The sequence below is a fragment of the Arcticibacter eurypsychrophilus genome (genome assembly GCF_001730525.1).
GTDB lineage: Bacteria > Bacteroidota > Bacteroidia > Sphingobacteriales > Sphingobacteriaceae > Arcticibacter > Arcticibacter eurypsychrophilus.
The window spans coordinates 31,795-44,185 of record NZ_MDFN01000024.1 but is presented as its reverse complement, the minus strand read 5'-3'; the positions used below and the strand labels follow the sequence as shown (position 1 = coordinate 44,185).

At 36.2% G+C, this 12,391-nt stretch carries 11 protein-coding genes; 5 read left to right on the top strand and 6 right to left on the bottom strand.

Features of this window, described 5'->3' with window-relative positions:
- Window positions 1–45: 45 nt before the first annotated feature.
- Complete coding sequence (locus BFL47_RS13620) at window positions 46–2,367, bottom strand: TonB-dependent receptor (protein WP_069660351.1); 2,322 nt, start codon at window positions 2,365–2,367, stop codon at window positions 46–48.
- Between the two features lie 123 nt (window positions 2,368–2,490).
- Window positions 2,491–2,832, bottom strand: a complete 342-nt coding sequence (locus BFL47_RS13615; protein ID WP_069660350.1) for a hypothetical protein — start codon at window positions 2,830–2,832, stop codon at window positions 2,491–2,493.
- Between the two features lie 285 nt (window positions 2,833–3,117).
- Here BFL47_RS13615 and BFL47_RS13610 point away from each other — a divergent pair, with 285 nt between their 5' ends.
- Window positions 3,118–3,951: a universal stress protein gene (locus BFL47_RS13610; RefSeq protein ID WP_069660349.1), complete on the top strand. Its 834-nt coding sequence runs from the start codon at window positions 3,118–3,120 to the stop codon at window positions 3,949–3,951.
- A 115-nt stretch (window positions 3,952–4,066) separates the two neighbouring features.
- Here the strand turns inward: BFL47_RS13610 and BFL47_RS13605 are convergent, their stop codons facing one another.
- Window positions 4,067–4,489, bottom strand: a complete 423-nt coding sequence (locus BFL47_RS13605; protein ID WP_245681377.1) for a nuclear transport factor 2 family protein — start codon at window positions 4,487–4,489, stop codon at window positions 4,067–4,069.
- Window positions 4,490–4,645: 156 nt separating this feature from the next.
- On the opposite strand from BFL47_RS13605, the gene BFL47_RS13600 reads away from it, so the two are divergent.
- The gene (locus BFL47_RS13600) at window positions 4,646–4,918 is read left to right on the top strand and encodes a hypothetical protein (RefSeq protein ID WP_069660347.1); all 273 of its coding nucleotides are present in this window, start codon (window positions 4,646–4,648) and stop codon (window positions 4,916–4,918) included.
- 7 nt (window positions 4,919–4,925) lie between these two features.
- Here BFL47_RS13600 and BFL47_RS13595 read toward each other — a convergent pair whose 3' ends face one another.
- The 3 genes from BFL47_RS13595 to BFL47_RS13585 form a co-directional block, all read right to left on the bottom strand.
- Entirely contained in the window at window positions 4,926–5,666 is a 741-nt protein-coding gene (locus tag BFL47_RS13595) for an EcsC family protein (protein WP_069660346.1), read from the bottom strand.
- A 6-nt stretch (window positions 5,667–5,672) separates the two neighbouring features.
- A complete protein-coding gene (locus tag BFL47_RS13590; RefSeq protein WP_069660345.1) occupies window positions 5,673–6,875 on the bottom strand; it encodes a sensor histidine kinase in 1,203 nt (400 codons plus the stop codon).
- An 85-nt stretch (window positions 6,876–6,960) separates the two neighbouring features.
- The gene (locus BFL47_RS13585) at window positions 6,961–7,233 is read right to left on the bottom strand and encodes a UBP-type zinc finger domain-containing protein (RefSeq protein ID WP_069660344.1); all 273 of its coding nucleotides are present in this window, start codon (window positions 7,231–7,233) and stop codon (window positions 6,961–6,963) included.
- Window positions 7,234–7,545: 312 nt separating this feature from the next.
- Between BFL47_RS13585 and BFL47_RS13580 the strand changes: the two genes are divergently transcribed.
- From BFL47_RS13580 to BFL47_RS13570, 3 genes are all read left to right on the top strand, one after another.
- Window positions 7,546–8,574: an LLM class flavin-dependent oxidoreductase gene (locus tag BFL47_RS13580; protein WP_069660383.1), complete on the top strand. Its 1,029-nt coding sequence runs from the start codon at window positions 7,546–7,548 to the stop codon at window positions 8,572–8,574.
- 692 nt (window positions 8,575–9,266) lie between these two features.
- Window positions 9,267–10,043, top strand: coding sequence for a polysaccharide biosynthesis/export family protein (locus tag BFL47_RS13575; protein ID WP_069660343.1), 777 nt, complete (start codon window positions 9,267–9,269; stop codon window positions 10,041–10,043).
- Window position 10,044: 1 nt separating this feature from the next.
- Window positions 10,045–12,357: a GumC family protein gene (locus BFL47_RS13570; protein WP_069660342.1), complete on the top strand. Its 2,313-nt coding sequence runs from the start codon at window positions 10,045–10,047 to the stop codon at window positions 12,355–12,357.
- The last annotated feature ends 34 nt before the right edge of the window (window positions 12,358–12,391 follow it).

The following is a 12,391-nucleotide window of genomic DNA, read 5'->3' as shown; positions in this document are numbered from 1 at the left end:
AGCCCTGCTTCCTTAAAAAGAAGCGGGGCTTTTTCGTATATTCTGCTAATTATTCTTCAGTGTAAAAGGAAGATTTATACCAAATGTAATATTACGTCCCATATTATAAATCCCTAAAGTAGGATCCTCATCACTGAGTCTTCCTGGCTTAAAGCGACTTAAATGATCGTAATAGGCCTTGTTCAATAGGTTCTTACCAGCTACATATAAGGTAATATGCTGACTTTTGCTTATTTGCAAAGTAGTACCGATCGCTGCATTAAGCAGCGTATAACCTGATGTAGCATTTTCAAACTGATCAATCTTATTCTGTTTAAAGAAATTATCTAATCCTACAGAAACATAGGTATGCGAGGTTCCTGCAATGGTTGGTTCAAAACGTAGTTCATTGCGCAACGTTGCGGCAGGAATAAATGGAAGTGACTCTTTAGTTGTCCGGTTGGTTGCCCTTGTATAAGAAAAACCATTTTCAAAATGGATAAATTTAACCGGATGCAAAGTAAGAGATGCTTCAATACCGCGTAAAAAGGCATTATCCTGAACAAAATTATAAACAGGAAAGTCGCGATCGTTAATTAACCGGGTATCACCACTAGTACTATAATAAATGTAATCATTAATATAATTGGCAAAACTACCTAAACTCGCACTGATATATTGATTCTGAAAATCAAAAGCAGCATCTAGCTGGTAGCTCTGCTCGGGTTTCAGATCAGGATTCCCTATTTCGTAACGAAACGCACCTTCATGAACTCCATTTGAGGATAATTCGGCAATGTTTGGCGCACGGAATGCACTTCCTGCATTAGTTTTGAAGCTAAAATCGTCATTGAATTCGTGTGTGTAGCCTAATGCTCCTGTTATATGGGAAAACTCATTGGTAAAGGCATCAAATGTGGCATCTCCATCAAAAGCTTTACCGGTCATTTTTCTATAATCGACCCGTGCTCCACCGTTAAAGGTATCGTTATCCCAGTTTTTTTTGATATAAGCAAATCCACCTAAAGTTCGTGAATTATAATCAGGGATCAGCTGCTCTTCGCCTTCAGTATTCAAGCTGTGCATAAATTCCTCTGATACACCGATTACAGGTGTCCATCCGTTCTTATCTTTAAAGGAGTATTTCAGGTCGTAGCTATAGGTATAACTATTCAAAAATAAGGCGTTTCCTTCACCTGCTGTTTCTAGTTCGCGGCGTTGGTTATGTTGATAACCAAATGTAGATTTTAAACTCCCTTCGCCGAAAATTAAATTACTATTCAGGGCTATTTTTGAGTGGCGTACATCTTGTTTTGGAAAAGCTAACGTTCTATCTTTATTTTGACTGTCAGAAAAGGTATTGCCTTCTTCATCAATAAGCTGTCCGCTTTCATTTCTTACCGGTTCATAAAAACCGATATTATTTCTAAAGCTGGATGCATCCAGATGTGCATATCCCCATTTCTTATTCAAACCTATTTGTCCTTCAAAATTTGTTTCATTAAAACTTGAATTGGGCACAAACTCTATCGGTGTTTGATAAGAATACGCATTTTTATAGGAGGCACGTGCTTTGTAAATCAAGCCATTTTCGTTACCCTGCAACATCAATGAGCTCCCTGACAAGCCATTGTTACTGGCATAATTGGTTAAAAGTTCCCCTCTCAGTGTTCCATCAGGAGCCGGTAATCCATCAAGGATATTAATGACACCACCAAGCGCATCAGAACCATACATTAAACTAGCGGGTCCTCGTAAAACTTCGATATGGTCGGCACTATACTGATCGATTTCAATACCATGTTCATCTCCCCATTGCTGCCCTTGTTGTTTTACTCCATCATTTACGGTTACTACACGGTTATAACTTAAACCACGGATAACGGGTTTTGATATGGACGGGCCTGTTGTGATCTGTGAGATCCCTGGTACACGAGAGATGGCATCGATCAGATTTGTTGATGGATGATATAAAAGGTCTGCTTTACTGACACTGGCGACGGAAGTACTGTTTTTGCGATTATCAGAACTGGTTGCTGAGCCGGTAACGATCACCACCCTGCCTTCTATTACACTGGGCTGAAGTGAAAATGCTAAAGTGGCCGGATTGGAAAAGTCAATCAATTGGGTAATGGTACTATAACCAACATAACTTACCTGAACCAGGAATCTTCCGCGTGCGGGTAAATTTCTAAAGGTGAAGTCACCATTTTTGTCCGCTATAACAGAAACGCGCAGATCGGGAATAGCAATTGTGGCACCCGGTAAAGCAGATTGGCTCTGTGCATCAGTAATTTTACCGGATAATTCGGATATATCAGCTGCAAATGAGTTTGTCAAAACAAAGGCAGACAGGATGACAACTAGAAATAGATGTATCTTTTTCATAAAATATTTTATGTAAATAGGGCATGGTCCTTTGATATGCAATCCGGTTTATCGGATTTATATCAATCAAAATAAATTCAGCATCAACCCTTTAAAGGGTTTGATTCATTAGTTTGCGAATGATCAGGCCAGAGGTGGTCCCCTTAGAGAGGTGCCAATTAAAAGTGTATAAGAGGCAGGGCTAGTGGCAAAGATTCTTACAAGGATAGTACATTGAAGATTAACTTTGAATACCAGTTCATGTGGAAAACAATAATCCTTTATAAAATGGGCTGAACAAATTAAACAGGAATGTACCTGATTTTTAACATGTACTTTATGCGAACAGAATTCCCCATCCACACCGCAATACTTCTCCTCCTTTTCATGGTGATGAAAAGAACTCCATGGCGTAAGTGCGATAGCAAATACACAAAGCAGGAATAAGGCAACAGCCTGTTTGATATGGGAGCGTTTATTTTTCAATTCTAAGCGCAAAACTAATCAAATTCATACTATAAGCATCATTTATAAGTAACATTATTAATATAGCACTCAATAATTAATCATATTAAAAATAAAAATCCTTCGTCTGTGATATCAGACACATTTGCCTGAATTTAGTAAAATAATTAATGCATATAGCTAACTTTGTATGTAGTTATATGCCTCATTATCTTAGCATGAGATCAATATTCATCTGCATAATAAGGCTAAATCCTATCCATTTTTATACATTAACTATTGTTTAACCGATTAATAGTTTAGAAAATGAAAACAATTGTCATACCAGTAGATCATTCTGCAGCTTCAGAAAATGCCATCAAATATGGTACTGCCTTTGGTGCGGTCACTGAAAATGAACGGATCATTTTATTACAGAGTTTATATGTTCCTATATATGTGCAGTGTGTCCCCTCAGTTGATTATGTCCAGGTAAGCGATAAAATCATGACAGAAGACAGGACAAGTCTGGAAGCTGAGTTACAGCTAGTGGCACAGAGGTTGAGAACGAAAGTAAAAGCCGGTGTCATTGTAGAAACCATTACAAGCGAAGAGCCTTTAGCACGGGCATTGAACCAACTGTCCAATGAGCAGCAACCTGACCTTATTATTGCTGGTGTTTGCTGTGAAACGGATGATGATGAGAGTTTTGTAGAATCTCAAGTTATTCACATAGCAAAAATAAGCACAGTTCCCATGCTGATCGTCCCTTCAAATGTTTCTTATCAGCTCATTGAAAATGCTTTAGTACCTTGCGATTTTTCCACTGTATCGTCTGTTAATTTACTGAAAAACTTACGACATACTTATCTATGGCTTCATCCGAAGTTATTGGTGCTTAATGTGGCTCCGGGCGAAAAACATATGCAGGATGCCCATGAAGACATGCTGGAGGATATATTGTCGAAATATCAATATGATGTATATTATTCATCGAATAAAAATGTCCTGAAAGGAATTTTGCAGTTTCAGGAACAAAACGAAGTGCAGATGATTATTGCACTTCCGGGAAAGCATAGTTTTTTCTATTCCCTTACGCATAAAAGTATATCTGAAGCAATAACGCTAAATGCTAATCTGCCTGTATTGGTTTTGAAATAAGAGATCCGCATTTTCTTTTTTATCATTGAATTGGAATGATCTTATTGAAATACAAAAGACCCGAAACTCGGGTCTTTTGCTATATGTGAAATTTTGTTAGGTTAGGAACACTTCCTCAAAATGAAGAAGTTACATTAGTAATTTTCCATCCCTCGGAGGTATTAGCAAGAGAAACAAAGTTTACTTTAGTAAAATCAGGATATATCATGGTCACTTTTACCATGGCTTGAGCATTGTTGAGTTCCACAATTTTATAATCAGTGCTGCAGTTTTGCTGCATATTTTCATTCTGTTTTGCAAAAGTTACCATTTCAGATTTGTTATAATTAATTACTTTTTTACCACCTGTTACTGTGAACTTAACATCACGGTCCAATACTTCAGCGAATCCATTTACCTGTCCATTAGCTACTGCCTGAATATAGGTTTTTAAGGCATAATTCATGTTCATCTTTTCACTGCCCGGTTCATCATAGGCAAATGCACTGATTGATACGAATAATAATACTGCTGCTGTTAACGATTTTAGAGTTTTCATAATGTTGTTGTTTTGGGGAGTTTTTGTTTTTTCTTTTGTTTGTTGAATCAAAAGTAGGCTGAGAATTGAAGCTAGCAAAGAGGTTTTAGGCAAACGGCAGGAAGTTTTCGGTGAAAACAGGGTAGGAGTCGGTGAAGTTATCCTTAACTTTAAGGCATGCAAAGGCAACTAAAAAAAGGATACGTGGAATTCAGTTCAGAAATCCTTCAGGATTGGATTGATAGTGGTGTGAGTTATATCAAATTGGTTGAAGTTGAAATGGTTGCACCATACAGCGCTTTTGAACTTATTCCCAATTCGGAGATACCCGAAGAAGGGGAAATGATTCATAATATCCATTCGGAGGATATTTCAGAATTATTGGAAGGAATGGAGTTGGTGAAGTTCTTAGTACATGAGGTGTATTTAGAAGAGGAAGAAGAAGTGTAATATCATTTTACCTGTTGGTAATTTTCAATGGACTTACTTTACGCATTCTGTAGCAATACATAGCTGTTTCGCCTAAAATAGCGATCAATTTGTAATTCGCTATAGCTCCTACAGCAGCACCAATAACAGGGATAAGCTGTGCCATTTTTGCAAGATCAATATAATCGCGGTATTCCTGCTGAAAAATGCGCCAGTCAAATTCACCTACATTATAAGGCAATGAATTACTATATCCCTGCCAGTTTGCTATAATCTGATACACTTGGTTGCGTCTTTGCTGACTCGAAAAGGCTAACTGAAAGATATACAATATATAGAGCCTCTCTTTATAATCTTTTACATCATGTCCATATAACGCTGCAATGGCAAACAATAATTTTATTTTTATGCCAATAAGAATTGGGAAATCGGCAAGACCAGTTAATATACCTCCTGCACCGGTAACAGCTCCTTCAACAGTTGCTGCTTTTTGATAAAATCCTATTTTCTGTCTGACATAAGCTTCCCGTAAATGTAAGGATGTATTATCTGCCAGTGCCTTATTGGTGGTAAATTTGGAGCCAAACAAGACAGCTTTCACCATGTTTTCAATGGCTAGAGTAATAACTTTATGAATTTTATCAGGGATAAGATTGTTGATTTTACCTTGTATATTTTTGGATAACCGATCCGTAACTGAAGGCTTTTTTAGCATTTTCTGCTGCCAAATATGTAATTCTTTGTATGCTAGCTCTTCGTGGGATGTCATTTCTGATTATTTTTTTATATCTATAAAAAAGGTTGCTCCATCTCCTGAAGTAGATTTTACATAGATTGTGCCTTTTAACGCAGCAATAAGATCTTTTACGGTTGATAATCCAATACCTGATCCCTTTTTATCATATCGATCAGGAATCTTTAACGTGAAATTACTGTCGAATATTTTCTCATAGTATTGTTCTGCTATACCTATCCCGTTATCTTCAATTTCAAAACGATAAAAATTTTCATCATTTTCAAAGCGAATTTTTATTATACCCTTTTCCTTATTATTATAACGGATTGCATTACTCAATAAGTTGATCATGATCTGCTCGAATGCGATGAAAGAAAGATATAAGTGATGTCTTTCCTCTGGCAATATGATCTGGATATTCTCTGGAATACTAATCAGTTCAAGCACTTTCAAAATTAAGTTGTTCAGTTCGAAATTTTGCTTTTTCTCTAGTAATAAAGAGGGTGATCGAGAATACTCCAACATATCATCAAATAGCTCAAGCAGCGTTTTGGTTGCATTTATATTCATGTCAACTAACTTTAAACAGCCATCATCCTGTATCTTTTCATGTCGGATCTTCAAGGCCTGGGATGTCAATAAAATACTGCTTAATGGATTTTTAATATCATGAGCAGCCATTGAAGCAAACTTCTGAATGATCATATTTGAATTCAGCAGGTTTTGATTTGTCCTTTCAAGAATCAGCACTTTTCTTCTCAGCTCTATCTTGTCGACCACTTGTTTAGCCAGTGTTTTTAATGCTGCAATCTGATCCTCTGACAGGGTATGCGTTTGCTGATCTAAAACACAAAGTGTACCTAGCGCATAGCCATCTTCATTAATTAAAGGCACTCCTGCATAGAATGCAAGTTTAGTGGGGCCCGTAACCATTGGATTATTAGCGAAGCGTTCATCTAATGTTGCATCAGGGATAATCAAAATTTCATCACTTGATGCAATGGCATGTGTACAAAATGACAATTCTCTTAGATTAGCTGTCAAATTTGTTCCATGGTGTGACTTGAACCACTGGTGCTTTTCATTAATAAATGTGATTAATGCTATAGGTATTTGACAAATGACTGAAGCTAAAGAAGTCAGGACATCAAAATCTTTTTCCTCTCCGGTATCAAAAATATGATAGGATTCGAGCGCTGCTAGTCTGTCTTCTTCATTTTTGCTTAGAGGTAAAGGAGACATTGGCTGATATTTAAGTTGAATGAATAGATGTGTATGATCTCAAATATACAATAATATCAACGTTTGGTTCATACTAAGAAAGAGGTTAATAGTCTACAAATTTTTCATCAGGATAACACCAAAGCCAGCGTTCACCTTTTTCAGCGGAAGCAATAACGGGGTGCTGGGTTTCATGATAATGTTTAGTCATGTGTTTATGAGTTGAAGAATCGCAGCAAAGAGTTTGTCCACAGGTCTGACAGGTACGCAGATGAACCCAGTTGCCTTGTATCTTAATGCATTCCTCGCAAACACGGTTCTTTCCTACGACAACTTTTTTAATGGCCTTAATGTGGCTGCAAGAATCCTGATCGATCATTTTTTAAAGTTTTATTAAATATAATCAAAATATTTTTTTTTAAGAACGATGATCCATCCAACACTAAAGCCAATTATTATGACAGTTATAAAAGAAATCTACTTATTTAAAATCACAGGAAAGGTCTGAATGCTTTCCTTAAGATTGTGTTTAAGTGGAGTGCATGCGCTCTTAGTTCGAAGGTTTTTCAAACGGGGTTAAGTGTGAACTGAAAGTCATTTATACTTTAGCTCCTGATATTTAATTTTGTTAATTATAATTTTGTGATTCATGGTCCACTGTTATATAGTTTCCATGGTAAAATATAATCAAATGACTTCAAAGCAATTATCCGACATATCTTATTCTGTTTTAGATCTTGCAACAGTGGTACAAGATCTGACACCAGCCGATACTTACCATCATAGTCTTGATTTAGCCAGACAAGCTGAACAACTTGGATACACCCGTTACTGGTTTGCTGAACACCATAACATGCTGAATGTAGCCAGCTCTGCTACATCAGTCTTAATCGGTTATATTGCAGCAGGCACATCAACTATTAGAGTAGGATCGGGGGGAATTATGCTACCCAATCATGCCCCCTTAATTGTAGCAGAGCAATTCGGAACATTAGCTTCTTTATATCCAGGAAGAATTGATCTGGGTTTGGGGCGAGCACCAGGTACGGATCAAGTTACTGCTATGGCTATTCGGGGAGACAATTTCAATTCGGCTCACCATTTTCCTACAGATGTTCAAAGCTTGCTGACCTTTTTCTCTTCGGAGAACAGTACAGCTCAGGTAAGAGCTATTCCTGGCGAAGGTTTGGATATTCCGATCTGGATACTTGGGTCAAGTACAGATAGTGCACGTTTAGCTGCAGCAATGGGGCTACCTTATGCCTTTGCCAGTCATTTTGCACCAGCATATTTTATGCAAGCAATAAAACTGTACAGAGAAAATTTCCGACCTTCTAAATATTTACACAAACCTTATGTAATGGCTTGCGTAAATGTTGTTGCTGCCGACACCGATGCAGAAGCGGAGTACTTAGCAACATCAGTCAAACAATTTTTCATGGGTGTTATAACTGGTAAACGTCAGCTTTTACAACCTCCCGTTGATCGAATGGATGATATTTGGGATAGCTATGAAAAAGAAACAGTGAATCAAATGCTCAGCTATTCCTTTATTGGAGGTCCGGAAAAGATCAGGGAGGAAATGGATTCTTTCGTCAACAAGAGTCAAATAGATGAGGTAATGGTGACTTCACACATTCATGAACATACTGCTAAATTACGTTCTTATGAAATTTTCGCTCATGTAATTAAAAATGTATCGCATACCGTTCATGTATAAGATAATTAAAATTGGATGCATACAAAAGCTATTATCTTTTGTATGCATCCTTAAAAAACCTTACTCTAATTCTCTAATACTTCAATAGCTTGAACTAAGCTCACGTAAAGAAATATTTTCAATAAATATTTAAAGAATAACACTTAAAAAGATTTCTTGCTTATCAGGTTTAGTCCAATTATTCGCTCTGAAATAATTAGACTAAACCTGATAAACAAGAAACAAAATGCAATATTTTGCAGAAAAATAGCACAGTTTGAGAATTTACATCAGAAAATAAATCTCATTGCCTCTCATTGTTCCTCATTTTGCACACTTTAATTCCTCTTTTTACGACCATTTTTCATAAAATTTTACAGTTTAAGTACTTATTCTAAAAACAGTGAAATTTAAGTAAACATCGTTTAATTTAGAAGTATAAAGTATCGCTGAATTTTTAGAGATAAAACAAAGAAAATATAGGGATGCACTTTATGAAATTTTTAATTGACTCTGTAAGTGGACTGGCGAAGCTGTATTTATTACAAAACAAACACACCCTACATGTATAATAATACTGCCGAAAAACGAGTACTATAACTCGATTATGTTCACTAAAATGCTCAAGTCTCATTATATATTAGAAGAATTGACATCATAATTGCTTAACAATACCAAATCAACAAATAATTTTACTGTTTAATTTTGATTAGATGCCCAAACTTAGTATTAATTACTCCTTTATCTTACTCTTGATATTAACTTCATGTGGTTCATATAAAACCATACCTTATTTTCAAGATTTGGCTCAAAAAGATTCCATCACCCAGAATGTGTTAAATTATTCACCACTTGCAATAAGGGCAAACGATATTCTGGCTATTAATGTGATTAGCAGGAACCCTGAATCGTCGTCGATATTCAACTATAACCTGAGTAATGTTAAGGGAAATTTTACAGTTGCCCCAGATAATCCCTTAATAGGATATCCTGTTGATGAGAATGGTAATATTCATTTGCCGTTAATTGGTACTTTGCAAGCAGCTGGCTTAACTACATTACAGCTGCGCGATAAGCTTAACACGCTACTATTAACTTATTATAAGGATCCTGTTGTAAACATCCGGATTGTTAATTTCAATGTTTCAGTCTTAGGGGATGTTTTAAGACCAGATGTGTATACTTTACAGAATGAACATACGACCATCACACAGGCTATAAGTATGGCTGGTGATTTGAACATAACCGCAAAACGTACCAATGTTTTAATTATCAGAACAGAGAACGGAAAGCGAAAATTTGTAAGGCTTGATTTAACATCTAAAAATATATTCAATTCCCCCTATTATTACTTAAAGAATAACGATGAGATCTATGTGCAGCCAGACCGCACAAAATATGCAACAGTTGATCGGGGTTATCGAACTGCTACCCTTGTACTATCAGGACTATCTATTATAGCAATTGTTCTATCAAACTTGTACCGATAATATGATGATGCAGAATTCCACCAATCTATTAGGTTCAAATACCGTTGTGCAGCAGAAAAGTAAAGGTTTCGATATAAGGCACACTCTATCCGAAGTTTTTACTCACTGGCGGATGTTAAGTGTCACCTTATTCTTAGCTCTGGCTGGTGCATTTCTATATCTGCAAGTTGCAAAACCTGCTTATGAAATTAATGCTACGATATTAATTAAAGATGAAACAAGAAACCCCAATCAGCAATCAGTATTACATGAGCTTGATTTAACGCAGTCGTTAAAAATAGTTGAAAATGAGATTGAGATTATTAGATCAAAACAGTTGATCGGGCAAGTGATCAACGATATGCAATTATGGGTTGTTTATCAGCAAAAGCAGGGATTGCTATTTTATAAAGATATTTACAAAACTAATCCGGTCAAGTTTACGCTCATTAAAGCAGGGCATTATAAAGTTGCTCCGGAGATTGAACTAAGTTTAAAGGATAAAAATTATTTCTATTTAAAACTGCCGGATGGTGAGAAGAAGGAATACGCTTATAATTCAGCAATAAAAAATAATTGGGGAACATGGAAACTTGAATTTATTAGAAATTCTTATCCGGATGAATCCAAAGATTTTAAAATAAAGATATTGGATAAGGGGGCACTGGCCTTACAATACAGGAAGGCAATAGATGTTAATCTAGTAAACAAATTAACTTCTGCGGTAAGCTTAACCATTAAAGATCAGATAGAACAACGTGGAATTGATTTTCTTGATCATCTTATTGTAGTTTACAATACTGCATCTATGAACTATAAACAACGTGAAGCTCAAAAGGCTTTGCAGTTTCTTGATGATAGACTTGCCTTATTATCCGGTCAACTAACTGAAGCTGAAAAGAATTTAGAAGGTTTTAAAAGTAGTCAGGCAATGCCTGATGTAAGCTCGGTAACTAAAGTTGATCTTGAAAACCAGCAAACCAACGACAATCGTTTAAATGAAGTAGATGTTCAATTAAGTGTGATTAATGGGATTGAAAGGTATGTTAATACCCCCGGAAACCATGGTAAATTGCCTGCCACATTAGGAATTGTGGACCCTGGATTAAACAGCTTAATTGAAAAATTATCAGATCTTCAGCTTGAGCACGATAAGCTATCGGCAACTACACCAGAAACAAATCCAGATTTTGAAATCATTAACAAGCAAATTGCGACAACCAGAGGAGCACTTAGAGATAATGTAAGTAATATAAAGTCATCTTTACTTAATCAGAGGTCTAATTTGCAATCACTTAATTCACGTTTTGAATCATCAATTAAAAACATTCCAGTTCAGGAGCGTCAATTCGTCAGCATTAAAAGGCAACAATCAACTAAAGAAAATCTGTATGTTTATCTATTGCAAAAGAGAGAAGAGGTTTCTGTAAATTATGCTTCTACTCTGGCTAATGACCGGGTAATTGACCAAGCATATTCTGAGGGTAAAACATGGCCTAATGTGCCATTTATAATTGGAATTGCAGTCATGCTAGGATTGGGATTACCAGCTGCATTCTTCGTAGCGAAAAACATTTTAAGCAATAATATTTTAACGACACAAGAAATATATGCGGCTACACCCATTCCTATCTTATCTGAGCTTTCCTTTCAAAAAAGCAAACAGCTGATTGGCTTTAATTCTGAAAGCACTTTTGCCATTAATGAGCAATTTAAATCATTACGAACCAACCTCTATTATCTTCAACTAAATAATAAAAATGGAAAGGTGACTTTGGTAACCTCAAGTGTTCCAGGTGAGGGCAAAAGTTTCGTGAGCGTTAATTTAAGCAGTGCATTGGCTTTCTCAGGTAAGAAAACAATAATTCTGGAAATGGATCTCCGCAAGCCGAAGTTTGTTGATTTATTTAAATTAACGGCAACTCATCCAGGCGTAACTACTTATTTAAATGGAAATTGCAGTAAAGAAGAAATTATTCAAAGTTCAGCTTCACTGCCTCATCTGAGCATTATAACATGTGGTCCGGTGTCCCAAAATCCACCAGAGCTATTGGAAAGTTACCGACTGGAAGAGTTAATGGTATACTTAAAAAATAATTATGAACATATTATTATTGATAGTCCTCCAATGCGCCTGGTCACTGATGTATTGTTGCTTACCCGCTTTGTTGATGTAACACTGTATGTGGTTCGGCGGGCCTATACAAACAAGGCAGAACTGGATTATATCAATACGCTTAATGAGCAGCAACGCTTACCAAATGTTAATATTATATTTAATGGATCCAGTAGTACAAACTATGGATATGGGTATAAAAAATATGGGTATTCCTAAGCACTATAGCTAAGGATTTACTTAAACTAGTATC

Bases quoted from the DNA above. Each gene is read 5' to 3' on its own strand.
- BFL47_RS13620 (WP_069660351.1), bottom strand. From the start codon at position 2,367: ATGAAAAAGATACATCTATTTCTAGTTGTCATCCTGTCTGCCTTTGTT.
- BFL47_RS13610 (WP_069660349.1), top strand. From the start codon at position 3,118: ATGAAAACAATTGTCATACCAGTAGATCATTCTGCAGCTTCAGAAAAT.
- BFL47_RS13605 (WP_245681377.1), bottom strand. From the start codon at position 4,489: ATGAAAACTCTAAAATCGTTAACAGCAGCAGTATTATTATTCGTATCA.
- BFL47_RS13600 (WP_069660347.1), top strand. From the start codon at position 4,646: ATGCAAAGGCAACTAAAAAAAGGATACGTGGAATTCAGTTCAGAAATC.
- BFL47_RS13595 (WP_069660346.1), bottom strand. From the start codon at position 5,666: ATGACATCCCACGAAGAGCTAGCATACAAAGAATTACATATTTGGCAG.
- BFL47_RS13590 (WP_069660345.1), bottom strand. From the start codon at position 6,875: ATGTCTCCTTTACCTCTAAGCAAAAATGAAGAAGACAGACTAGCAGCG.
- BFL47_RS13585 (WP_069660344.1), bottom strand. From the start codon at position 7,233: ATGATCGATCAGGATTCTTGCAGCCACATTAAGGCCATTAAAAAAGTT.
- BFL47_RS13580 (WP_069660383.1), top strand. From the start codon at position 7,546: ATGACTTCAAAGCAATTATCCGACATATCTTATTCTGTTTTAGATCTT.
- BFL47_RS13575 (WP_069660343.1), top strand. From the start codon at position 9,267: ATGCCCAAACTTAGTATTAATTACTCCTTTATCTTACTCTTGATATTA.
- BFL47_RS13570 (WP_069660342.1), top strand. From the start codon at position 10,045: ATGATGATGCAGAATTCCACCAATCTATTAGGTTCAAATACCGTTGTG.